Consider the following 23,751-nt stretch of genomic DNA (forward strand, 5'->3'; position numbering starts at 1 on the left):
TTTTTTTTAGTGTATCAACTTCGCTTCCCTTGGATCACTAAGAGAGGATCTGATTTTGCCATCTTCATCGCGTAGTATAACAAAAGTGTCAGCAATCAGCCATTTTCCTGCTAGGTTTTGTTTCATATAGTACATGGTTGTATGATCACCTTCAAGATCGGTTTCTTCCGTATGAACGATCGCTGTTTCACCATCATATTGTACGATGTTCATCTCAGTAGCTGATAAACTATAATCAAATTCCTCGAACCAACCATCTTCAAGAACAGAGATGACATCACGATAAATCCATGTCGTAGGATCAAATGATGATAATAAGAGCTGTTTATTCTCTGTGTTGTATCCTTCGTACTGCGTATTTAATGTTTCCTCAATAGCTGATTTTACTTTCACCGGCACGGCGGGTTGCTTACCGATGAGCTCCTCGGCTGCGTAGGATTCTGAAATGACACCTTCATAGAATACCTGCAGGTTGCCATTCGATGCCTTGGTGAGTTTCAAGATAAGATCCTGTTTGACGTCAAAATAAAATGGACCGCTCTTCCATGTATTTGTCTTTGTAACAAACACAGTGGCCCCGTAATCATACATGTTAACAGGATTAATGTTTGTATAGGTGACTTGACCCTGTGATTTGAAGTATTCACCGTAATCATGAATCATTTCTTCATAGAAAGGGGCATAGTTATCGATTAATGCGGACACTTTCTCAATACTGCGTTCATTTTCTGCCTGACTCAGTTTGCTTAGAAAGGCATTCACCTGTGCTTTAGTTTTGTCATCGACTTTACCGGTTTCAATCTGAATCGTTTTCTTTTTTTGATCCCAGATTACGTTATAACCCGTAGCTTCTGCAACAAAGCGAAGCGGAACTAACGTGCTTCCTTTGCTTATGTAGGGCGCAGCAGGTAATTTTGTTCTTTGTCCATTAATGTGTGCAGATTTTTTGCCTACAATTAATTGCAGTTTGGTCTCACCATTGTCTGCGTTAATTCGTTTATCGGCATTGTTCCATTTTACGGTGTAGTCAAGTCCTTCAAAAAGAGGACGGAATTGTACAAAAGTCACTCCATTTTTAATGGTTGGCGGAACATCAAATTTCATTTCAACCTGGTCCAGATATACTCGGATTGGGTTCTGTGATGCAGCTGCACTTACAGTGCTGCCCATGATGGACCATACCATTACTAGTGCGAGGGTGATTAGGCCCCATTGTTTTTTTAGCATGACGTCAACTCCTCTAGGTTGTAGGTAAGTGCACTGTCTAACTCAAATACATCATGAGTGGTTAAATCTAGTATAAGACAATGCAAACATTCAGTTTACCTGTAGAGGAAAATTAATGCAAGGAAGTTGGGAGGATTTTCTATTAAAAAATAGTTTAAGCGAATCCGCGTTATTTTATTAGAGGAGAGTACACCAAATACACTTTTTTTTGAAAAAAATATGTTAGAAACATACTCGTAAGTCATACTAAGATATGTTACAATAAATCGTTATGCTTTCTAGGGAAATCTCTAGTACAATGCTAAACTACACATAAAAAAAGTAAAAAATGAAATCATCCATAAACATAAAGAAATAAGGAGGAGGAAAGTCATGTCATTTGGCGCTCGTGTATTGAAAACCGGTATAGCAGTAACACTTGCTCTTTACGTAAGTATGCTGCTGGGTATCGATCAGTCACCCGTTGGTGCAGCGATCGCCGCAATTTTTGCCATGCAGCCTTCCATATACCGTTCGTGGCGGTATTTTTTGGACCAACTTCAATCGACTACGCTTGGAGCCATTGTTGCATTAGTTGGAGGAATGATATTCTCCAATGAACCCATTGCAGTGGGTGCTGCTTGTATTCTCGTTATAAGTATTTGTCTGAAACTGAACATGGGGGATACCATTGGGCTCACACTAGTGACCGTTGTATCCATTATGGAAGCTTCCGGGGATTGGAATTATGCACTTAATCGATTTTTGCTCACCTTAGTGGGGATTATTTGCGCATCGGTTATTAACGTGACTGTATCGCCTCCAAAGCCTAAAATTCAGTTTGTCATGCAGATTCGCAGTGTATTTGACCGTATGTCGCTTCTCCTGCGAACGTCGATATCCGATGAAATTAAGGAATCCGTGTTCCGCGACGAAAAGAATGACCTAGAGGGCCAAATCAAATCTCTTGTAGATAAATATCGCTTATTTGAGGAAGAGACCCAAAAGCTGAGAAGAGCAAAATTCAGTACAACCAGACAGATGGTTGTCTACAAACTCATGTTATCTAGTCTTCAAAAAGGATACGCTGTACTTGATGCAGTAGATAGACATTATTTTCAGTCAGAGAGAACAGAGAAGACGGATGAATATTTTGATAACCATTTGGAAAAATTGATTAAATTTCATGAGCATGTATTGCTTAAATTTGAAGATAAACTGAAACCGAACGATCATGAAGGGGAAGAAATCGTTAGGACAAATGTGGAATTTATGGAATCCGCTATAGAGCGAATTGATTTTGACAGAGAAGGAATGTTAAGGTTATCGATTGTTGCTGCTGCAATGTATGATTATGGGTATCAGTTAGAACGACTAAACAGACTTGCTGATCACATTCTCGATTCAGAAGAGACGAAAGACAATTCAGACGGACTTTCTGCTTGGTTGAAAAAATAGCGGTTTATTTGCATCCATTCCGTGGATTGGATACAATAATAAAACAGCCCGGACACCGACTACATTGTCCGGGTTTATTCTTTTTGTAGAGCTTGGGGGACGATCAGGATGATGAAAACAGCCATTCCAGAAGCACTGATGACACTGCTGAGCGGTGAAAATTTAAAAGATAAGCAGCGAGAGGCTTTCTTATTACAGACGGTGAACGAGGATGGCTGGCCGCACTCGGCAATGATTAGTGTGGGTGAAGTACTCGCAGCGGATCCATATACATTTCACCTGATGTTATGGCCAAACACGATGACCACCATAAACCTCATGCGAAGTAAAAAAGCGCAGCTCGTTATCATTTATGAAGGTCTTGTATATTATATAAAACTTCAGATAAAGCATCATTCTGCTGTTCTTTCTGATATACATACAGGAGAGCGATTCAGTGCGCATATTCATGCGTTAAAAATAGACAAAGCAAAGTATGCCAAGATTGAGACGGGGATCCAGGTCAAACTTCATAATCCTGACTCTGTAATTGATCGATGGCAGGCCCAAGTTGAAATACTAAAACATAATCCATATTGACATAAAGTGAAGTACAAAGGAGAGAGCGTCTTGAGCACGGACAATGAGTGGCAATTAGAACAAGAACGAGTAGATGAAGTAACAACGCAAATACGTCAAGCGATTGAAAAACTTGAAAAGGAAGTCGGATCAGTCCGCGGCGAAGTCGTAGAGATGAGAAAGGACTTCTGGGATGAAGTGACAATTAACTTCAGTGAAGCAGATGATGTCGGGGAAACCTCAACGAATTTAAGACAGCAGTCAGAAGTGCTTTCTGAACGCGAACGCAGTCACAAAAATACGTTTCAAGCGCTTAGTAAAATGAATAAGCTTGTCTCGAATCCTTACTTCGGGAGAATTGATTTTATAGAAGAAGGTTCTAAGGAGAAGGAGTCAATCTATCTTGGAATCGCCTCTTTCTTATCAGAAAAAGAACAGGATTTCCTAGTATATGACTGGCGGGCACCTATCTCTAATTTATACTACGATGGGGCTCCCGGTCATTCTTCTTATGACACGCCTTCCGGATTAATTGAAGGTGAAATTACACTGAAACGCCAGTTCACCATTCGAGATGCAGATATTAAGTTCATGTTCGATACGGGGGTCACAATTGGTGATCAGTTACTGCAGGCGGTATTAAGCCGGAGTTCTGATGCGACAATGAAGAGTATTGTGGCGACGATTCAGAAAGAGCAGAATCAGATTATTCGAAATGATAAGAGCAAATATCTAATCGTACAAGGAGCGGCGGGAAGTGGAAAAACATCAGCTGCTCTCCAGCGTGTTGCTTATTTATTATATAAAGACAGAGAACACCTGAAAGCAGATCAGATGATCTTATTTTCACCGAACCCTATGTTTAACAGTTATGTGTCTACCGTACTGCCTGAACTCGGTGAGGAAAACATGATTCAAACGACATTCCAAGAATATTTAGAGCGCAGAATCGGCAGAGAGTATCAGCTGGAAGATCCATTTGTGCAATTAGAGTATGTATTGTCGCAAAAAGATGATCCTTCTTATGAGGCTAGAATTCAAGGGATTGAATTCAAATCCTCTCCATCGTTTCTGACCATGATTACGAAATATAGAGAGATGCTGGCTGAGAAGGGGATGATGTTTCGGCCGCTGCGTTTTTTAGGGAAAGAAGTCGTATCCGCAGAACAGATCCGCATAAAGTTTTATGAATATGATCAAAGCATTCGTATTGCTAACCGTTTAGAGCTGTTAAAAGATTGGCTCTTAAAAGAGTTATCTCTATTCGGTAAAAGTGAACTGAATGCACCTTGGGTAGATGAACAGATCCAGCTTCTTAGCAAGGAAGATTATCACCGGGCTTATCAGAGACTGAAACGGAAACAGCAAGGCAAGAAGGAAACCTTTGATGATTATGATTTAGAACGAGAGATTTTAGCGAAAATGGTGGTATCGGATCGGTTAAAGCCGCTGAGAAAATGGGTAAAAGCTATTCGTTTTGTGGATACGAAGAAGTTGTATCGCGCTATTTTTAATGATCCTGAGGTACTGTCTTTCATCTCATCAGGAGTGAATTTACCTGCTGCATGGGAAGAGATTAGCCGGTTTACTACCGATCAACTGCAAGCTCAGGAACTGGCATATGAAGATACAACCCCCTTTTTATATTTGAAGGATTCTTTGCTTGGATTCCGGATCTTTACAGGTATTCGCCATGTCATTATTGATGAAGCACAGGACTACTCTCCATTTCAGTTAGCGTTCTTTAAACGAATCTTTCCTCGGGCCAAAATCACCGCACTTGGTGACTTTAATCAGGCGATCTATGCTCACTCGTCTGTACTGCAGGCGGCAAGCCCGCTAGGAGAGATATTTGGAACGGAATCAACGGAAGTCATTCGTTTGACAAGAAGTTATCGTTCAACGAAAGAAATTGTGGAATTTACAAAAGCCATGCTGCCAAACGGCGAAGAGATCGTTCCGTTTAATCGGGAAGGAGAACTTCCGGCGGTTCACGAGTTTACTCAGTCCGGCAAAATGGAAGAAGCCATCCATCATCAATTGGAACAATTAATTTCGGAAGGCTATGAATCCATAGCTGTCATATGTAAAACAGCAGACCAAAGTAAAGATGTATATGAGAGAATGTCGAATAAACTTAGTATCCCATCAAAACTTGTCAAGAAAACTACGCTCGGTTTTGACAAAGGTGTGCAGATTATTCCGGCATATCTTGCAAAAGGCGTCGAATTTGATGCTGTCATTATTTATGACGGTTCAAAAGAAATGTATGCTGCAGAAAGTGAGCGGAAGCTGTTCTATACTGCTTGCACGAGAGCTATGCATTTGCTGGATATTTACTCTCTTGGTCCTGTAAGTCCTTTTATTGCCGATGTGCCTTCTGAGAAGTACAAACGTAGCAAGGAATTACAAAGCCAATAATGAGAAAGCATTTCAGATGAAAATCTGGAGTGCTTTTTTTATTAGATCACCGAGAGAGAAATGGACATTTTTCAATTCATTTACATATCATGAAAGGGATATTATTCACTATATGTTATATATTTCTATATAGATTCGATATTATCCAGATCACTCAATGAAATATTGATTTTTTTGAGTTAAATTTATTTACATGTGAGGCGTCGGCTACTATAATCGGTAACAATATATTTTTTTGGAGTAAATGAATGGGGGAGATCAACTTGAAAACAAAACGATTCGAAAGACCTGAATTAGCAGAGTGCGTAAAGGATTTAGTAGCCACTGCCAGAGGAGATTTGAAAGCTACTATGGTTATTCAAGGCGGATCTCTTGTTAATGTAATTTCTGGTGAAATCATCGAACAGATGTCGGTAGCAGTACAAGGAGCAAGAATTGCTTATGTTGGTAAAGATGTGTCACACACGATTGGGCCAGATACTGAAATCATAGATGCCACAGGAATGTATATTGCACCCGGTTTACTCGATGGTCACTGCCATATTGAAAGCACGCAGCTGAAAGTATCCGAGTTTGCAAGGGCAGTTCTGCCCCTTGGGACAACAGGAGGGTTCTTTGATGCGCATGAAATTTCAAATGTACTTGGATTAAAAGGACTTAAGTACATGCTGGAGGAAGCAAGAATTACTCCGATGGCAGCATATATGCAGGCTCCTTCCTGTGTACCTTCTACAAGTCCTGAGCTTGAAACCACAGGTGCCTGGATTGGTCCAGAGGAAGTAGCAGAAGCTTTATCTTGGGGAGACGATATGATTGGACTTGGTGAAGTGATGAACTTTCCAGGTGTAGTCTATGGTGAAGATAAAATGATTGGCGAGATTGAAGCAACACTGAGGGCCGGAAAGGCAGTAGACGGTCATTTTACTTGGGCATCTGATGATTGGAGACTTCCTGTTTACGCGGCTGCAGGCGTTACCGGAGATCACGAATGTGTGACAAAGGAAGATGTTCTAGAACGAGTTCGACTGGGCATGTATGCAAAATTACGTCAGGGTTCCGCTTGGCATGATGTAGCTGAAACCGTAAAAGCGGCAACAGAACTTGGTCTTGATACTCGGCGGATGATGCTTGTCACCGATGATCGAAGTTCAGAGTCCTTGCTGGATGAAGGACATATGAATTTTGTTGTGAGACATGCAATTTCGCAGGGGCTAAAGCCGATTACCGCTTTCCAGATGGCCACCATTAATACAGCCGAACGATTCGGCGTTCAGCGGGATGTAGGTTCAGTTACTCCTGGCTCCATTGCAGATATTATTCTATTAAAGGGACGTCTCGCGGATGTAAACGTAGATACGACGATTGCTGCCGGGCAAGTGGTTGCACGTTCAGGAAAAATGGTTGCAGAATGGGAAACTTATGTATATCCTGACGATGCGCTGGGTACAGTTCACCTTGCAGAACCGGTGCGAACCGAAGATTTTCGTATTGCGGCTCCGATCTCGGAGGGAGAGGTCAAAGCAAGAATCATTCAAGTGACGGAAAACCATGTAGAAACGAAAGAAATATGGGAAAAGGTGCAAGTGGAGTCTGGGTTAGTAAAACTGAGTACGGCAAAGGACATTTGCAAAATTGCTGTCATTGAAAGACATCATATGACGGGGAACAAATCCGTTGCCCTTGTTTCAGGGGTTGGATTCCGTGGCCCCGCAGCCATCGCGATGACGGTAGCCCATGACAGTCACAATCTGATGGTCATTGGCACGAATGATGAGCTAATGGCTGAGGCAGCTAATCGCGTAGCAGCAATGCAGGGCGGAGTTGTTGTTATAACGGAGGAAGGGACGACAGAGTTCCCACTGCAAATTGCGGGTCTGATGTCTACGGAACCATTTGAAGTGGTCGCATCGCAATCAGCAGGAATTAGTACTGCATTACAGAGTGCAGGATGTAATCTGAATAATGCATTTATGACCCTATCTTTACTTGCGTTAGTAGTGATTCCAGAACTTCGCTTATCTGATAAAGGACTTGTTCAGATTTCCGCAGATGGAATCAACATTGTTTCCTTATTCGAATAATGAAATAGTTATCCCCCGAAATAGGCGAGCAGACATGTGTCTGCTCGCCTATTTTTTGTTTTATTTTATGAAATGATAGTGTATTATACCTAAATGAGTCTAAAGACCTATAATCAGACTGCGCAGTATTTACGAAATATATAATGTAAGCCTTTGGACCTTCCGTACCAAGAAGAAAATGAGACTTTCGTATTTCTGAAAGGGTAAAGACTTAGTTCAATGTAATGAGTAAAGAGAAAAAGGCTGTGACTATTGGATAGTTGTGTATACACTGAGGGCAAATTTACTGAAAAGTAAAGACGCAAAGCCATAGGGTCTAAAGTGAGTCTTAGGACTTACAATGATAGCCGGTTGCCGACGTGATCAATCGAAGGAGTGTGCAGACATATGTGGAGAAGAAACAGCAGGAAATTAAGCGCCATGATTTTGGCAACCGTTATCGCTTTTGTACCGTGGGCAGGAACGATCAAAGAGGTGGAAGCTACTGGAGTAACCAAAACTACCCAAGTTACTCAATCTACTTCGGTTCCAGAGAGCCAAACGGCCACATGGCTGTGGGATGCAACACAGATTAAAACAGCACCTGATTCTGTTCTGACTTTTGCTAAGGAAAACAATATAAACGTTATTTATTTACAAATCAATCGTGATGTGCGGAATCGTTATTATCAATCTTTTATACATAATGCAACGCTTGCAGGTATTAAAGTGGAGATCTTAGATGGCCGTCCATCCTGGGGACTGACCCAATCTAGACAAGGTTTGGTCGATTTTATAGATTGGATTGAGAACTACCAGAACGAAGCAAGCGAAACTGAGAAATTCTCCGGCATCCATGTGGATATTGAACCTCACGTTCTTCCTGAATGGAAAGAAAACGTGGATGAAGTAGTGAGACAGTGGCAATCAAATGTAAGTTATTTGACTAGCGAAGCTAAGCGTCTCCATATGGAAATCGGAGCAGATATTCCGTTTTGGCTTGATAACTATACAACTCCTGATAAAGATATGAAAATTAGCAGCTGGATGATTCGTCAGTATGATTCGGTTACCGTTATGGCTTACCGTGATAAAGCAAATGCAATCTATGACGTGGCTTCTGGGGAACTGGCTGAAGCTTCTGCCCTTGGTAAGAAAGTATCCATCGCTGTGGAAACGAATAAAAGTAATGAAGGAGATTTCATTACGTTTTATGAAGAAGGACCTGAGTATATGGCTGAACAGCTTGCATTAGTAGAACAAAAAGCTAATATTCATAGCTCGTATGCCGGAATATCGATTCATGAATATGCGAGCTGGTTGAAGCTTGCAAGTCGTTAATAAATAAGGTGCTAAGAGATCTTCAGTGATCCTCTAGGCACCTTTTTCTTATGGAACATTATTCTAAAGCTTCAATTGCGAGTTGTTCATAGAAAAGTTTTCGATACTGCGAAGGAGTGAGTTGTTTTTGTTTCTTGAATAAAGTAATAAAATAACTGAGATTATCAAATCCAACTTCGAGAGCAATATCAACTATTTTATAGTTTGTATTTTCAAGCAGCTTGCAGGCTTTCTGTATTCGATAGTGATTAATATAGTCAATCGGGCTTTTCTGTACCATTTTTTTAAAAAAACGACAGAAATGTCCTTCGCTCATGTTAAGGTGAGAGGCTAAATCGTTCAGCTTCATGTTTTCGCTGTAGTGCTCGTGTATATAACCGAGGATGGCTTTAATTCGATCAATTTTGTCGGGGCTGCCTGTAACTCCCCCAGCTTTTTCGTCAAGCTGCATTTGTTCGAACATATCAGCGAAGATCAGATACAAATGAGCTTTTGTAGAAATTTCGAGCGTTCGGCTCTTTACCTCGTGATCATGCAGAATCTGGTGGATGTGATGAAGAATTGAAGAACCCCATGCTGTGCTTTTCTTAATATGGCGAGGAGGAAGGAGTCTCTTTGTCAGTAATGGATCAAATAAATTCTCCTGCAAAGCATCATAAGAAGGCCCGGCAAGCCACCTTGAATCAAATACAATGGCTGAAAAAATACAGCGTTCATCACCCAACAGGTATCCGGCATGAATTTCTCCACTTCCTACAAAAATCGCGTCCCCTGCGGTAACCTCATATACATTCATATCTACATGAAATACAGCAGTACCCTGTTCCATGAGTATAATTTCCATCTCGTCATGCCAGTGGCAATCAAGAATACTGTCTCCATTCAGCTGATTTACTTTTGGATATACACTGACAGGAAATAGCGAATGTCCATGGACTCGATTTTCACGAAGCAGTTCTTTATTCATATGAGCTGTTCACGCCTCTCTTTTTTACGTATAAATCTTATATATTTGCAATCGCTTCCATTTACTGGCCCAGGTAGACATAGAAACGTCTAAGAATAGCTGTAAATGTCAGAATAGTGATACTATTCATCAAAATATCGTAAGAAAAAACCAAATTTTATCAATATCATTATAGTATAACTGAAGGGGGTAAGAAACAATGAAATTTACAGACGGATTCTGGCTCGTACGCGAAGGGTATCAAATTCAGAACCCCACTGATATTCGCGACATTGTTCAAAAGGGAGATTCAATTACGGTATATGCGGCTACAAAACGTATCTTGGTAAAAGGGGACACGTTAAATGGTACGCTGCTTAAAGCGACGTATAGTTCACCAATGCCAAACGTTATTAAGGTTACTTTGAACCATCATAAAGGGAAAGTAGATCATGGTCCTGCTTTTGAAATTTATAATCAAGATACAGATGTATCTATTCATAAAGATGAGCAAGGGGCAGTACTTCAAAGCGGCAAGTTAAGTGTTCATGTGGACAAAACGAACGGATGGGATATACAGTTTCAATATGATGGCAAACGCATCACAGGCAGCGGAAGCAGAGCAGCCGGATACATTACAGGTCCTAATAAAGAAGCTTATTTCCGTGAACAACTTGATCTTGGTGTAGGGGAGTACATATATGGGCTTGGCGAACGATTCACACCTTTTGTGAAAAATGGTCAAGTCGTAGATATTTGGAATGAAGACGGCGGTACTAGCAGTGAACAAGCTTACAAAAACATTCCTTTTTACCTATCGAACAAAGGTTATGGTGTATTTGTTAACCACCCTGAGCGTGTCTCTTACGAGGTGGCATCCGAGAATATGTCTAAAGTACAATTCAGTGTGGAAGGTGAGACGCTTGAGTATTTCATTATCGGCGGTGATAATCCAAAAGACGTGCTGAATAATTACACTGCTTTAACAGGTAAACCCGCGTTGCCGCCGGCTTGGACATTTGGTCTGTGGCTGACGACTTCCTTTACTACCGATTATGATGAAGCGACAGTAAACCATTTTGTCGATGGTATGGCAGAGAGAGACTTGCCGTTATCTGTATTCCATTTTGATTGTTTCTGGATGAAAGAATATCAATGGTCTGATTTTGTATGGGATGAAGACATGTTTCCAGATCCAGAAGGGATGATTCGCAGACTGAAAGATAAAGGTCTCAAAATTTGTGCTTGGATTAATCCTTATATTGCCGAAAAATCCTATCTCTTCGATGAAGGTATGGAGAATGGATACCTGGTGAAAACAGCGGACGGCAGTGTATGGCAATGGGATCTGTGGCAAGCAGGTATGGGACTTGTTGATTTCACAAATCCAGATGCAGTGGAGTGGTATAAGAGTAAACTGTCTGTCCTCATTGACCAAGGCGTAGATTCCTTTAAAACGGACTTTGGTGAAAGAATCCCTACCGATGTTGTGTATTATGATGGATCAGATCCGGTGAAAATGCACAATTATTATACTCAGTTGTATAACAAAGCGGTATTTGAATTACTTGAAGAGAAACTCGGTAAAAATGAGGCAGCACTCTTTGCGCGTTCTGCAACAGCGGGTGGACAGCAGTTCCCGGTACACTGGGGAGGAGATTGCTCTGCAACATATGAATCCATGGCAGAGTCCCTTCGCGGCGGTTTGTCTCTAGGATTGTCAGGATTTGGATTCTGGAGTCATGATATCAGCGGATTTGAAAACACGGCACCCGCAGATGTATATAAACGCTGGGTTCAGTTTGGACTACTATCTTCGCACAGCCGTCTGCACGGAAGCACTTCTTACCGTGTGCCTTGGCTGTTTGATGATGAGTCTGTTGATGTAGTTCGTGATTTCACGAAACTCAAAATCAGTCTCATGCCTTATTTGTACCATGCAGCTAAAGACGCAACCGTACAAGGTATCCCGATGATGCGGGCTATGATGCTGGAGTTCCCGCAAGATCCGGCTACATTTGGGCTGGATACACAGTACATGCTGGGAGATTCGATTCTTGTTGCACCGGTCTTTAATAAAGAAGGAGACGTAAGCTATTATCTCCCTGAAGGAACATGGACGAACTTCCTTACTGGAGAGAAAGTGATGGGCGGAAGATTCATTCAAGAGAACCACAGTTTCCGTACCTTACCGATGATGATCAAACCAAATAGTCTGATTGCAGTCGGGGCGGTTAACGATGTTATCGAATATGATTACGCAGATGGAGTAACCCTGCATTTGTTTGAGCTTGAAGATCAAACTTCTGCAATAGCAAAAGTATTCAGCACGAAAGCAGAAGAAGAACTGAAGGTAACGGTTAGCCGTGCAGGTTCCCAGCTAGAAGTATCCGCGCAAGGAGCAGGAAAAGCGTGGTCCCTTGTATTGCGTGATATTCATGAAGTATCTGGTGTAAACGGTGCTTCCGTATCCAAAGGAGATCATGGCCTTATCATCACGCCTGAGGAGAACAACGGAACACTTACGATTGAACTTTAAAAATTATGAGTAAAAGAAGACGATGCATAAACGCATTGTCTTCTTTTTGTGTTCACTAACAAAAACGTGATAACCGCATAATTTTGAAGAGATGTAGCCATATTAAGAAAGTCGTTTGATCTTAATTTTGTTTCATATCTTGATCATCATTAGGGTCATTTGAATAACCTAAGCAGCTGAGGTGGGTATGTAATGAAAGATAAGAAATGGGATCTAGCTGCTCTTGCCTCTATTCCGCTGATTATGACTTTAGGCAATTCAGCCCTAATCCCAATCTTACCGCAGATCGGAAAAAAACTGGGAGTTTCTACATTTCAAGTGAGCATGCTGATTACAGTTTATGCTGTAGTGGCCATTATTTTGATTCCCATAGCTGGGTACTTATCGGATCGTTTTGGAAGAAAAGCGATCATCATTCCCTCTCTTGCGATTGCTGCTATAGGCGGGGCTATTTCCGGATTCGCTGCCTGGTTCATGACAGACGGAGCCGCTTACTGGACAATTATAGGTGGAAGATTACTGCAGGGTATCGGTGCAGCTGGAGCCTTTCCGATTGTTATTCCACTTGTAGGGGATATGTTTGATGACGAAAAAGAAGTAAGTGCAAGTTTGGGGATTGTTGAAACATCCAATACTTTTGGGAAAGTGCTCAGCCCGATCATTGGGGCAGCGCTTGGAGCCTGGATATGGTATTCACCATTTTTAATGATTCCCACACTCTGTATCATCTCTTTATTACTTGTCATTTTTTTAGTGAGAACACCCAAAAAACATAAAGAAGTACCACCTTTGCGGCAATTTCTTCGCTCCCTTAAAGAAGTTATGGTAGAAAAAGGGCGCTGGCTATACGCCATTTTTGCGGTGGGATGTATTTGCATGTTTGTTATTTTTGGTGTGCTTTTTTACTTATCTGAAATCCTTGAGAGCAAGTATGGTATTGATGGTATAACAAAAGGATTTGTACTGGCAATTCCGCTAGCGATGCTTTGTTTATCCTCTTTTGTGAGCGGTAAAATCATTGGCAGTCATAAATCCCGTATGAAGTGGATCGGATTTATTGGACTTGTTATTTTGACAGCCGCTTTATTTACCATGGGTTTTTCAAAATCCATTTATTATGTAGTGGGCGTTTTTACTATTGGGGGAATCGGTATTGGCGCAACTTTGCCATGTTTGGACACGCTCATCACCGAAGGGGTAGAGAAGGAACATAGAGGTACAATCACTTCTTTATTCAGCAGTATGCGTTTTATCGGGGTGTCTCTTGGGCCGCCTGTCATTTCGCTGCTGTTAAACACCTCACATTTTTTACTGTTCTCCATATTAGCAGGGGTTGCCGCTATAGGAGCGTTACTCACATTGTTTGCAATAAAACCGAAACAAAATGAAGGAACCGGTTCTGGAAAGAATACAGGCGGTAAGCATTATCGGTTAGGTGGAAAAAGCTTCATTCGAATTAAGCGTAAAGCATAACATAACAAAGCCCATTCCTTCAGTTCAAGGAATGGGCTTTTTACGAGGATGACATCCGTGGCCACTATAATATCATTTTAGAGCAGCTCTACTCACAGGGAAGGGGGTTCGCCCCTCACCTCCTGTTACTTTGAGCTGTTCTTCTGTTCGTATACTTCTTCTTGTTGTTTTTGCACATGAGTGTGGTATTCGTTCAATACTCGGAGAAAAACTTTCATATCTTCTTCGGGAATGATCTCCGCAAAATCTGCATTTAATTTCTCTTCAAGAGGAAGAATTAAGCGGCATAGATGAGCACCTTCATCCGTAAGAAATAGTTCATATGCTCTGCGATCGGCAGGATTCGGTTTACGAACGACTACATTTTTCTTTTCCAGCATGTCAATAATCCGTGTAGTGGTTGGTTGATCCTTATAAGCTCTTGAGGCAATTTCGCGTTGATTCAGACCTTCGTGAGAGTAGATGTGAAATAGGACAGACCACTGCTCGGTAGTAATCTCATATTGTTTCAAAAGTTGATTCATTAGATGAACAGAACGTCTATAAGCAACGCCGAGCATAAAGCCAAGCGAATGTTCAAGTGTAAACTTATTCAATGTGTTAGTTAATCCTCCTATATAAAATACTTGTTAAACTAATATTATTGACTGTTTTTATTCATGTCAAAAAAATTTACAAATAACGTTATACAAAAATTTTCCCAGATCACACAAAATTTTCAGTGTAAACTATATAATAAAGCATTCATGTTTCTTATAATCAAAGAGTGAACTTAAATAACTAAATTGAGAGAAGAGGGATTCCATTGACAAATATGGACAAGCTGACTATAAAACGCGCCGAAAAAAAGGATGTACCTGCACTTGCGATCCTATTTGATGAGTACCGTGTATTCTATGAGCAGCCGTCTGATCCAAAGCGTGCTGAAGCTTTTCTAATGGAGAGAATGGAAAATGAGCAGTCTGTCATTTATTATGCTGAGATCAAAGGAACAGATGAGCCTGTTGGTTTTGTGCAACTGTATCCCTCGTTTTCGTCTGTTTCCCTTCAGTCTCAGTGGATTCTAAATGATCTCTATGTGAGAAAAGAAGCGAGAAGATGGGGAGCTGGAAGAGCTCTGCTGCAAGAAGCAGAACATATGGCCCGCCTTACAGGAGCAAAGGGACTGGCTTTATCCACTTCAGTACATAATAGTGCAGCTCAGAAGTTGTATGAGTCTGAAGGATATATAAGAGACAACCATTTTTATCATTATTATCTTCTCACAAGATCTTGATTGTATACCCAGGGTTCATTGTAATCCGAAGAATCCTTATGGCATAATACAGCTACGGAACATAAGGGGGGGTACCTGCTGCACTGGATTGCAATGCTTACCATGTTGATTGATCATATAGGTGCTATTTTTTATCAGGATGAAGGGATATTTCGGATGATTGGAAGGTTTGCCTTTCCGATCTATGCGTTTTCGACATATCTCGGTTATAAATACACAAGGAATATGAAACGCTATACTTATCGTTTACTTTTGCTGGCAATCATTTCGCAGATCCCATTTATGCTTGCTTTCCAGCACTCGAATTTGAATGTAATCTGGACACTATTGTCCTCGCTGCTTGTTCTTCAGCTGCTGGATAAGTCTCAAAGTATAATCGTTAAAGTTCTGATCGTTATCATCTGTGGTCTTCTCATGGAATTATCCACGATGGACTATGGGATCTATGGCCTCTTTCTGGTTCTCATCTATAGATACACGGAAGGTATGGTCATGGTGGGTGCTCATTTGCTGCTTAATATCGCGGATATGGTGGTATCTGAACTTCAAATCTGGAGCACGTTAGCAACGGTATATATAGCTTACTTAATGGACAAGGGAGCTTCCTTTCGCTCTACCGTTCCGCGCTGGCTATGGGTAAGTTTCTATCCGTTACATCTTGCGGTACTTGCCGTTATTCGAATCGTGTAATACGGTATAAAAGCTTCCTATATATAATAGGTGATATACAGTACATATCTTGTGCTGTTTTTTCTATGGTGTTATTCCTTCATGTATATGAATCGGTTACAATAGAACATAAGTTGAATCTATTCCACGAAGTGGTATAATGATTTGTTTTGCTAAACATAGATTGGGAGTTGAGAATTTAGTGGAACTAAAAAAGGCAGCAGCAGAAAGAGCAGTGGATTTCGTTAAAGATGGAATGAAAGTAGGACTAGGTACAGGATCTACGGCCTATTGGGCTATTAAACGACTAGGCGAAAGAATGAAAGAAGAAGGACTTAATATTCAGACAGTAGCTACCTCCAAAGCTTCGGAGGATCAGGCGCGGGAATTGGGAATCCCTCTTATTCCTTTTGCGGAGATGGGTAGACTCGACCTTACGATCGATGGTGCTGATGAAGTCGATGGCAGATTAAATCTGATTAAAGGTGGCGGCGGTGCACTTTTGCGGGAGAAAATTGTGGCCACGAACAGCAGACGGCTCATTATTGTGGTTGATGAGAGCAAAATTGTTCATACGCTTGGTAAATTCCCATTGCCTGTGGAGATCGTTCCCTTTGCACATGAATGGACATTTCAGGCACTGGATCAGCTTGGCTGCCGTCCACAGTGGCGCATGAACGGCGAAGAGAAATATGTGACGGATAACGGAAACTATATTGCAGACTGTCTGCTTGGGCGCATCTCTAATGCAGAGGGACTTAATCAAAAGTTAAATATGATTCCAGGTGTCGTTGATAATGGTTTGTTCGTCGATCTGGCAGATACCGTGGTGGTATCTCACAGTGACGGGTCAATTGAGCTCAAGAAAAGGTAACTTTTTTTAAGAGAGGAAGATAAGTCATCGGACAAATTCTCGGGAAACTAGATGAGGTAATTCTACGTACCATTGAAGAAAAAGATATCGATGATTTATATCAGTTCATCTATGGTGAAACCAATCCAGAGTGGAAAAAGTGGGATGCACCCTATTACCCCTTAGTGCATGAGAGCCGGGAAGATTTTCATAAGTCAGTTGAAAAGGCAACCTCAAAGGAAGTACCTTCTTGGGTCATTATGGAAGTAAACGGTCAGATTCTAGGGACTTTATCCTACTATATCGAAGATTCGCAGTCGATGTGGATTGAAACAGGTATAGTGATGTATCAAGCAGCGGACTGGAATAAAGGATGCGGTACAAAAGCCATGCAATGCTGGATTACTTATCTGTTTCAGACGCTTCCTATTGTTCGGATAGGTCTTACTACATGGTCTGGAAATGTACGAATGATGGGTGTGGGTACAAAGCTCGGAATGCAAGTAGAAGGCCGTATGCGGAAGTGCAGAATCGTAGATGGAATTTATTATGATTCAATCCGAATGGGGATGTTGCGAGAGGAATGGGAAGCACACCACTTATGTTGATGATTTACTCCATGACCCATTTGTAACGTGGAAGTAAGTGGATATTTTTATTGATAGAGGCTATTGGAGGCAAGGTTATGTCTAATTTACGCGATGAGAGAGATTTGTCGCTTCAGTTGTTTGTGGTTCTAGCTAGAGCCTATAACGCTGTAACTGCAAGATCGAATCGAGACATTCAGAGTCATGGTCTGAATACGACGGAATTCGGAGTGCTTGATTTGTTATATCATAAGGGACCTCAGCCCTTGCAAAAGATTGGGGAAAAGGTACTTATGTCAAGCGGTAATATTACCTATGTAGTGGACAAGCTGCAAAGTAAAAATTTGCTGCTACGCAGAGCTTCCTTGGAAGATAGAAGGGTAATCTATGCAGAACTGACGGATGAGGGAACCGCTTTTTTTGAGCGTATTTTTCCAGGCCATCATGAAGTCATTAAAGAAGCAGAGCAAGGACTAACCGATGATGAGAAAATAGAAGCGATTCGTCTGCTGAAAAAGCTTGGATTATCGGCGAGTGGACAAGAAATAGAAAGATGAAATTCGTATGTTAAACCGACCTTAGCAAGGTCGGTTTTGTTTTGATTGAAATTGGCAATTACTTGCATGTTGTTTTATAGTGTGGGACAATTAAATAGTTGGAATTGAGATACAGTCTGAGAAAAATGGATTTCTGTTTCATTTTAGATTTTTAGTGTAGGGCGTTAATAATACATCAGTTTTCACAAGAAGGGAGCTGCATTTTGATGAATGATACCTATGATGCAGCTAGGGAAGTCCTCTTGCGACAGGTGGATCGCCTTGCTGAGCAAATTACAGATAGACAGTACAAATTACAACCTGAATTAGAACTGAAATATGGCCCGTCAGGCAGAATCAAAACAAAACAAGATACAAAATATAGTCTGAGTTTTTTGGCTGAGAGTGTTATGATGAAGAGTCCCTCTCTTTTTACACAATATGTGTCTTGGCTAAAAATATTAGTTGCGAGATATCAAGTAACAGAGGAAGACTTACGCATTAACTTTACTTTAATCCAAGAAATCTTAGAACAAACATATAAAGAATCGGACCGGGAAATTTTACTTGACTATTTAGAGAAAGGTATGCAGGAAATTGCTACCGCTCAGCCTATATCTACGTATATCGCGGAAAACCAGCCATACCGTGAACATACAGAGTTATATCTTCAGTCCCTGCTATCTGCCGACCGTAAGGGAGCTTGGTCTGTTATTGAGCAATTGCTTGCGGCAAAAACTCCCATCCAAGATATCTATCTATATATTTTTCAAAGATCACAGCTGGAGATCGGCAGGTTATGGCATATGGGCAGTATTACTGTGGCTCAAGAGCACTTATGTACGGCTGCCACACAGGCGAATATGTCTAAGCTTTATCCTTACTGGCTGACCAAAGAGAACAATGGCTATAAATTACTCGCTGCATGTGTAGGCAGTGAACTGCATGAAGTTGGTCTTAGAATGCTGACGGATCACTTTGAGATGGAAGGTTGGGACACCTATTATTTAGGTGCGAGTGTTCCGAAAGAAGGTATTACGGAATCAATTCAAAAATATAATGTGGACGTACTTGCATTATCTGTGACGATGACTTTTCATGTTCATTTAGCAAAACGGTTAATTTCAGAGGTGCGAAGTAATCCTGCAACGAAACACGTGTTTATTATCGTTGGAGGACTTCCTTTTAATATTGACCCAGAGCTTTGGAGAGAAGTTGGGGCAGATGGGTATGCTCATGATGCCGGTAGTGCCATTGAAGTAGCTTATTCCCTGCTTTCTTCCAAGTGAAGAATAAATCCTGCTTCGTGTTTCATTATAGGTGATCTATAAGAGAGGAGGGATGATATGCCCTCAAATTTTAATGAACACGAGATGACAAAACTGAGAAATATCATTGCTGAACTTAACAGGGAAATAATTAAGAGTAAAGAGCATGAGCAGACCGTACTCAGTGAATTTTCAAGTATGAATAACGATCTGGTTACGTTACAGAGGGAACTTGCCAAAAACAATTCCAGACTGAATGAAGCGAAAAATCAGGCAGTTCAGGCAAGTGAAGCAAAAAGTGAATTTCTAGCCTTGCTGAGTCATGAGTTTCGAACGCCTTTGAATGGAATTATTGGAATGACTGAAATCTTATTAATGTCATCGCTTACGGAGGAACAGCGTCAATCGGTTGCTGTTATTCAGGAGTCGTCTCAACTTTTGCTCTATTTAATAAATGATATATTAGATCTTTCCAAGCTTGAAGCGGGAGAAATGAAATTAAATCCTTCCGATATGAATCTACGAAGCATTTCGAAACATGTCAATATGCTTTTATCTGCAAAAGCGGATAAATCCGGTAATCAACTGTATTCAGAAATTGATGACTCGTTATCTGATACGTTAATTGGTGATGGTACCAGAGTAACTCAAATACTCATGAATCTGGTTGGTAATGCCATCAAATTCACGCAGGACGGATCAATCTATACACGAATTCGGGTTTTATCTGAATCAGACCAGAGACAAAAGCTTCGAATCGAAGTTACAGATACCGGTATTGGTATTACAAAGGAAGATCAGTCTAAGTTGTTTAGACCTTATGCCCAGACTTCTGATGGACAACAGTCTAAGTATGGCGGGACCGGTCTTGGACTCTCCATTAGCAAATACTTTGTAAATCTGATGGATGGTCAGATTGGTGTCATCAGTGATTATGGAGAAGGGTCTACTTTTTGGATCGAAGTCTCTTTTGAAATTAAATCTAACGGCGAGACGAAGATTCCCGCTGCAAATGAATTGGATATGAACCGTTTAACAGCGGTGACACTGGAAACCACAGACTGCATTCCGTGCACTTCTATTGAACATCCAATCCTTATAGCAGAAGATAACAGTATTAACCGTAAGGTTGTTCTTGTTCAGTTAGAGAAGCTTGGAATTACAAATATAGATACGGTGGAGAATGGAGAAGAAGCGGTTGCCGCTTATCTCAGTAGAACGTACTGCGCTATACTGATGGATCATATGATGCCGAAGCTCGATGGAATCGAAGCAACCAGAAAAATCCGCCAGATCGAACAGGATGAAATGCGCCCGCATACTCCCATCATCGCGCTCACGGGGAATGTTACAGAGAGGCAGCGTAAAGAATGTCTCGAGGCAGGTATGGACGATTACTTACCTAAGCCAATCACTCTAGAAACACTGCGAGAAATGATGCAGAGATGGCTTCCTGAAATGCATGATGATTCTATTCTAAATGAGGAAGTGGTCATGGAGCTATTGAACCTTAGTGAGGACAAGAAGGGGGAGTTATTAGAATCTTTGCTTGATATGTATCAAGCGGATACGCCAAGCAAAATAGATCAATTACTTCATCATATTCATAATAATCAATATAGTGAAGTAATCAACTCTGCACATGACTTGAAATCGAGCAGTCTTAGTTTGGGAATTGAACATCTCTCCTTGTTATTAGGAAAGATAGAAACATCGGCAAGAATGGGTTGTCTTGAAGAACCTAAACGATTGAAGGAACTGCTCTTACCTGCTTACGAGAAGGCTTGCAGCGAGATTAAGAAGGTTCTTTCATCAGTACATCAATAATACTAAGTTTATGAAAAAGGTATCCGTTTCGTCATTCGGATACCTTTTTTTGTGCGCTGAAAAACAGGTTTGCAGGTTAGGAAATCATAGACGGTTTAAGTACAATATAGGATGCTTGGTGAAGCTTTTATCATGCTAAAGAAAACAAGAATGAAATGAATGAAATAGAGGGGAGAAATTGGATGTGGGTTTTCTTAGTTATTCTCATTATTGCAGCAGTACTTTGGGCATCAGTCTCTTATTTTTATAAAATAGCCATTAAAAGAGCACCTAAACCGATTCTTACAAAGAAAACGGGACAGGTGGCGGGAGATAAAGCGGTTTCTACGAGTTCAGATTACTCCTGGATCCGATCTCAATTGCCTGAACAAGTGGAAATCACTTCTTTTGACGGATTAAAACTTTGCGGTACCTGGATACCGGGGAAAGGGAAAGAGAACAAGGTTGTTATCTTATCCCACGGGTATACTGGGCGCGGATACGAGATGGCGGGGTTTGCTCGATTTTATGTAGAAGAGCTTGGCTTTCGTGTATTAATTCCAGATCACCGAGGTCATGGGGCAAGTGAAGGCGACTATATTGGGTTTGGCTGGCATGACCGGCTTGATCTCATGAGATGGATTGATTATGTGATTGAAAAGACGGGAGAGGACAGTGAAATTTTGCTGCACGGTATTTCAATGGGGGCTGCTGCTGTTCTCATGGCAAGCGGTGAGAAACTGCCCTCCCTAGTGAAAGGAATTGTAGCGGACTGCGCGTACACCTCGGTCAAAGATGAATTGTCTTACCAAATGAAGCAGATGTTCAAACTTCCTTCTTTTCCGTTCCTTCCGCTAATCAGTCTATATACGAGGTGGAAAGCCGGATATCGTTTTGCGGAAGCGTCTGCCTTAAAGCAAGTTAAACAAACACAGCTGCCTATTTTATATATCCATGGAGGAGAAGATACCTTCGTTCCTGTCTCTATGGCTCATGAATTGTACCGAGAGAGTGCTGGTGATAAATATTTATATATTGTTCCTGAAGCTGCACATGGTACTTCGTATCTAGTAGAACCGGAGGGATATAAACGTCATGTAATAGATTTTGTAACCCGGTATTTGGGAGAAGATACGGAAATAAGAAGGGAAAAGTGGCTATAAACGGTTTTATTTTGGGTAATGGTAGTTCAAACAACAAATTTGGAAAGGGGATGGGCCCGTATGTCTGAACAACAATTTAAAGAAGCACGCAAAATGGAAGAAACCTATCATCGTAATTTTTATAAAGAGCACGATCTTTATGAAGAAGGAACTTGGATGGCCGGACCCATGCCGATTGTCATGGAGACGCTTGACCGATTAAAAGATTTCAATGATCAACTCACTGTGTTAGATCTTGGGGCAGGTGCAGGCAGGAATACGATTGCGATCGCAGATAAACTGCGCGGAACGAACAGCAGAGTTGTAGCGGTAGATTTGCTAGAGGAAGCGATTGATAGCTTACAGGAGCATGCCAAAAAATATCAAGTCGATCAATTCATTACGGCGGAACAGGCGGACATTGAACATTATGAGATTGAGCCAAACCGGTATGATTATATCGCAGCCTGCTCCTGTCTTGAACATGTATCTTCTGAAGAAGCACTCCATCAGGTACTGTACCGAATGCTGGCAGGTACAAAAATAGGCGGAATAAATCTCATTACGATGAGTACCGGGGTAGAGGAAGTAAAACTTTCGAATCTTGAACCAATCAAACCGCTGATTGAACTCAATCTACCTACGCAATATGCAGAGGATTTATTAACCGATCGTTATCAGGACGACTGGGATATTCTATTTACGGAGCGAGTCACACAGGCGATTCCTGAAGAAAAGTATGATGAGCCTACGGAATTCCGCTGTCAGTTACTCCGATTTGCTGCTAGAAAAAGAAAATAGGTAAAAAACAACAGGCTGGATGAAGTCTGTTGTTTTTTTATTTTATGAATATAAGTGCAAACAATTCATTGTCGCTGTAGTAAGTTCAATCTATAATTAAGGATGTGAGTCTATAAAGTGTCGTTTTAGACAAAATCGTATAAAAGAAAAGGAGGACGATCACATTTGACATATGAAGAACGTCTGCGAGATATCATGAATCAGCCGCAAATTATTGATGACCTTAAACGGGTTCGCGAACTTGGCTTACCAGAGGGGTGTATAGCCGCTGGTTATGTAAGGAACCGGGTGTGGGATGAACTGCACGAATATAAAGAGGCGACTCCGCTGAATGATATTGATGTTATTTATTATGATCCTAAGCAGTTAGATGAATGGATTGATATCCAGTATGAGAAACAACTGCAGTCAGGGCAGATTGGGCGGAAATGGCAAGTCAAGAATCAAGCAAGAATGCATGAATATAATATGGATCCTCCCTACCAATCCGTAGAAGATGCCATGCGGTACTGGACGGAGACAGCGACTGCGGTTGCGATTCGTCTGAATGATCAAGATGAACTGGAGATCATAGCTCCATTTGGATTGAATGATCTGTTCGAGATGAATGTGAAAAAAAGTCCATATTTCCGGAATACCGGGCTTTATAGACAAAGAGTATTTGAAAAGCAATGGCTGGATCACTGGCCTTTATTGCTCATGATGGACTGACAGCTCATAGATGGTAGAGAAACATGAGGTAGAGAGAAAAAGATACAATAATAGAGAATATCTATCCTGTTTCTATTTTATTAGGGGAAAAAGCGGGGGA

Annotated in this window: 20 protein-coding genes and 1 riboswitch; of the genes, 17 read left to right on the forward strand and 3 right to left on the reverse strand. The window is 41.1% G+C overall.

Annotation, left to right across the window (positions count from 1 at the left end):
* Nucleotides 1–6 precede the first annotated feature (6 nt).
* Entirely contained in the window at nt 7–1,227 is a 1,221-nt protein-coding gene (locus QPK24_RS08450) for a copper amine oxidase N-terminal domain-containing protein (protein WP_285747825.1), read from the reverse strand.
* A 372-nt stretch (nt 1,228–1,599) separates the two neighbouring features.
* Here QPK24_RS08450 and QPK24_RS08455 point away from each other — a divergent pair, with 372 nt between their 5' ends.
* The 5 genes from QPK24_RS08455 to QPK24_RS08475 all read left to right on the forward strand — a co-directional run bounded on the left by QPK24_RS08455 (nt 1,600) and on the right by QPK24_RS08475 (nt 9,044).
* Nucleotides 1,600–2,664 carry an FUSC family protein gene (locus QPK24_RS08455; RefSeq protein WP_285747827.1) on the forward strand — a complete coding sequence of 355 codons (1,065 nt, stop codon included), beginning with the start codon at nt 1,600–1,602 and terminating at the stop codon, nt 2,662–2,664.
* 108 nt (nt 2,665–2,772) lie between these two features.
* On the forward strand, nt 2,773–3,243 hold the full coding sequence (locus QPK24_RS08460) for a pyridoxamine 5'-phosphate oxidase family protein (protein ID WP_285747829.1): 471 nt from the start codon (nt 2,773–2,775) through the stop codon (nt 3,241–3,243).
* Between the two features lie 30 nt (nt 3,244–3,273).
* Complete coding sequence (helD, locus tag QPK24_RS08465; RefSeq protein WP_285747831.1) at nt 3,274–5,643, forward strand: RNA polymerase recycling motor HelD; 2,370 nt, start codon at nt 3,274–3,276, stop codon at nt 5,641–5,643.
* 263 nt (nt 5,644–5,906) lie between these two features.
* Nucleotides 5,907–7,724 carry an adenine deaminase gene (ade, locus tag QPK24_RS08470; RefSeq protein ID WP_407082964.1) on the forward strand — a complete coding sequence of 606 codons (1,818 nt, stop codon included), beginning with the start codon at nt 5,907–5,909 and terminating at the stop codon, nt 7,722–7,724.
* Nucleotides 7,725–7,990: 266 nt separating this feature from the next.
* Nucleotides 7,991–8,083, forward strand: a riboswitch (cyclic di-GMP riboswitch).
* Between the two features lie 28 nt (nt 8,084–8,111).
* The gene (locus QPK24_RS08475; RefSeq protein ID WP_285747835.1) at nt 8,112–9,044 is read left to right on the forward strand and encodes a hypothetical protein; all 933 of its coding nucleotides are present in this window, start codon (nt 8,112–8,114) and stop codon (nt 9,042–9,044) included.
* A 58-nt stretch (nt 9,045–9,102) separates the two neighbouring features.
* Here QPK24_RS08475 and QPK24_RS08480 read toward each other — a convergent pair whose 3' ends face one another.
* On the reverse strand, nt 9,103–10,011 hold the full coding sequence (locus QPK24_RS08480; RefSeq protein ID WP_285747837.1) for a helix-turn-helix transcriptional regulator: 909 nt from the start codon (nt 10,009–10,011) through the stop codon (nt 9,103–9,105).
* A 199-nt stretch (nt 10,012–10,210) separates the two neighbouring features.
* Here QPK24_RS08480 and yicI point away from each other — a divergent pair, with 199 nt between their 5' ends.
* Together yicI and QPK24_RS08490 are read left to right on the forward strand one after the other, a co-directional pair.
* Complete coding sequence (gene yicI / locus QPK24_RS08485; protein WP_285747839.1) at nt 10,211–12,529, forward strand: alpha-xylosidase; 2,319 nt, start codon at nt 10,211–10,213, stop codon at nt 12,527–12,529.
* A gap of 192 nt (nt 12,530–12,721) precedes the next feature.
* Nucleotides 12,722–14,002, forward strand: coding sequence for a bacillibactin exporter BcbE (locus tag QPK24_RS08490; protein ID WP_285747841.1), 1,281 nt, complete (start codon nt 12,722–12,724; stop codon nt 14,000–14,002).
* 125 nt (nt 14,003–14,127) lie between these two features.
* Here the strand turns inward: QPK24_RS08490 and QPK24_RS08495 are convergent, their stop codons facing one another.
* Nucleotides 14,128–14,598 carry a MarR family winged helix-turn-helix transcriptional regulator gene (locus QPK24_RS08495; protein WP_285747843.1) on the reverse strand — a complete coding sequence of 157 codons (471 nt, stop codon included), beginning with the start codon at nt 14,596–14,598 and terminating at the stop codon, nt 14,128–14,130.
* Nucleotides 14,599–14,816: 218 nt separating this feature from the next.
* Here QPK24_RS08495 and QPK24_RS08500 point away from each other — a divergent pair, with 218 nt between their 5' ends.
* The 10 genes from QPK24_RS08500 (at nt 14,817) to QPK24_RS08545 (ending at nt 23,651) form a co-directional block, all read left to right on the forward strand.
* A complete protein-coding gene (locus QPK24_RS08500; RefSeq protein ID WP_285749196.1) occupies nt 14,817–15,278 on the forward strand; it encodes a GNAT family N-acetyltransferase in 462 nt (153 codons plus the stop codon).
* Between the two features lie 87 nt (nt 15,279–15,365).
* Entirely contained in the window at nt 15,366–15,968 is a 603-nt protein-coding gene (locus QPK24_RS08505; protein ID WP_407083001.1) for a TraX family protein, read from the forward strand.
* A 181-nt stretch (nt 15,969–16,149) separates the two neighbouring features.
* On the forward strand, nt 16,150–16,821 hold the full coding sequence (gene rpiA / locus QPK24_RS08510) for a ribose-5-phosphate isomerase RpiA (RefSeq protein ID WP_285747846.1): 672 nt from the start codon (nt 16,150–16,152) through the stop codon (nt 16,819–16,821).
* Between the two features lie 59 nt (nt 16,822–16,880).
* Complete coding sequence (locus QPK24_RS08515; protein ID WP_407083002.1) at nt 16,881–17,408, forward strand: GNAT family N-acetyltransferase; 528 nt, start codon at nt 16,881–16,883, stop codon at nt 17,406–17,408.
* 77 nt (nt 17,409–17,485) lie between these two features.
* Nucleotides 17,486–17,944 (forward strand): MarR family winged helix-turn-helix transcriptional regulator, encoded by a 459-nt coding sequence (locus QPK24_RS08520; protein ID WP_160036502.1) that lies wholly within the window; start codon nt 17,486–17,488, stop codon nt 17,942–17,944.
* A gap of 206 nt (nt 17,945–18,150) precedes the next feature.
* Complete coding sequence (locus tag QPK24_RS08525) at nt 18,151–19,212, forward strand: cobalamin B12-binding domain-containing protein (RefSeq protein WP_285747849.1); 1,062 nt, start codon at nt 18,151–18,153, stop codon at nt 19,210–19,212.
* Between the two features lie 57 nt (nt 19,213–19,269).
* Nucleotides 19,270–21,018, forward strand: a complete 1,749-nt coding sequence (locus QPK24_RS08530; protein ID WP_285747850.1) for an ATP-binding protein — start codon at nt 19,270–19,272, stop codon at nt 21,016–21,018.
* A 182-nt stretch (nt 21,019–21,200) separates the two neighbouring features.
* Nucleotides 21,201–22,160, forward strand: coding sequence for an alpha/beta hydrolase (locus QPK24_RS08535; protein WP_285747852.1), 960 nt, complete (start codon nt 21,201–21,203; stop codon nt 22,158–22,160).
* Nucleotides 22,161–22,220: 60 nt separating this feature from the next.
* A complete protein-coding gene (locus QPK24_RS08540; protein ID WP_285747854.1) occupies nt 22,221–22,940 on the forward strand; it encodes a class I SAM-dependent methyltransferase in 720 nt (239 codons plus the stop codon).
* Between the two features lie 195 nt (nt 22,941–23,135).
* Nucleotides 23,136–23,651 carry a nucleotidyltransferase family protein gene (locus QPK24_RS08545; RefSeq protein ID WP_285749199.1) on the forward strand — a complete coding sequence of 172 codons (516 nt, stop codon included), beginning with the start codon at nt 23,136–23,138 and terminating at the stop codon, nt 23,649–23,651.
* Nucleotides 23,652–23,751: the final 100 nt, after the last annotated feature.

This window comes from Paenibacillus polygoni, from assembly GCF_030263935.1.
Taxonomy (GTDB): Bacteria; Bacillota; Bacilli; order Paenibacillales; family Paenibacillaceae; genus Paenibacillus; species Paenibacillus polygoni.

What these genes read in the sequence shown, in the direction of transcription:
- QPK24_RS08450 (WP_285747825.1), bottom strand. Translation starts at nt 1,227, where the DNA reads ATGCTAAAAAAACAATGGGGCCTAATCACCCTCGCACTAGTAATGGTA.
- QPK24_RS08455 (WP_285747827.1), top strand. Translation starts at nt 1,600, where the DNA reads ATGTCATTTGGCGCTCGTGTATTGAAAACCGGTATAGCAGTAACACTT.
- QPK24_RS08460 (WP_285747829.1), top strand. Translation starts at nt 2,773, where the DNA reads ATGATGAAAACAGCCATTCCAGAAGCACTGATGACACTGCTGAGCGGT.
- QPK24_RS08475 (WP_285747835.1), top strand. Translation starts at nt 8,112, where the DNA reads ATGTGGAGAAGAAACAGCAGGAAATTAAGCGCCATGATTTTGGCAACC.
- QPK24_RS08480 (WP_285747837.1), bottom strand. Translation starts at nt 10,011, where the DNA reads ATGAATAAAGAACTGCTTCGTGAAAATCGAGTCCATGGACATTCGCTA.
- yicI (WP_285747839.1), top strand. Translation starts at nt 10,211, where the DNA reads ATGAAATTTACAGACGGATTCTGGCTCGTACGCGAAGGGTATCAAATT.
- QPK24_RS08490 (WP_285747841.1), top strand. Translation starts at nt 12,722, where the DNA reads ATGAAAGATAAGAAATGGGATCTAGCTGCTCTTGCCTCTATTCCGCTG.
- QPK24_RS08500 (WP_285749196.1), top strand. Translation starts at nt 14,817, where the DNA reads ATGGACAAGCTGACTATAAAACGCGCCGAAAAAAAGGATGTACCTGCA.
- QPK24_RS08520 (WP_160036502.1), top strand. Translation starts at nt 17,486, where the DNA reads ATGTCTAATTTACGCGATGAGAGAGATTTGTCGCTTCAGTTGTTTGTG.
- QPK24_RS08525 (WP_285747849.1), top strand. Translation starts at nt 18,151, where the DNA reads ATGAATGATACCTATGATGCAGCTAGGGAAGTCCTCTTGCGACAGGTG.
- QPK24_RS08530 (WP_285747850.1), top strand. Translation starts at nt 19,270, where the DNA reads ATGCCCTCAAATTTTAATGAACACGAGATGACAAAACTGAGAAATATC.
- QPK24_RS08535 (WP_285747852.1), top strand. Translation starts at nt 21,201, where the DNA reads ATGTGGGTTTTCTTAGTTATTCTCATTATTGCAGCAGTACTTTGGGCA.
- QPK24_RS08540 (WP_285747854.1), top strand. Translation starts at nt 22,221, where the DNA reads ATGTCTGAACAACAATTTAAAGAAGCACGCAAAATGGAAGAAACCTAT.
- QPK24_RS08545 (WP_285749199.1), top strand. Translation starts at nt 23,136, where the DNA reads ATGAATCAGCCGCAAATTATTGATGACCTTAAACGGGTTCGCGAACTT.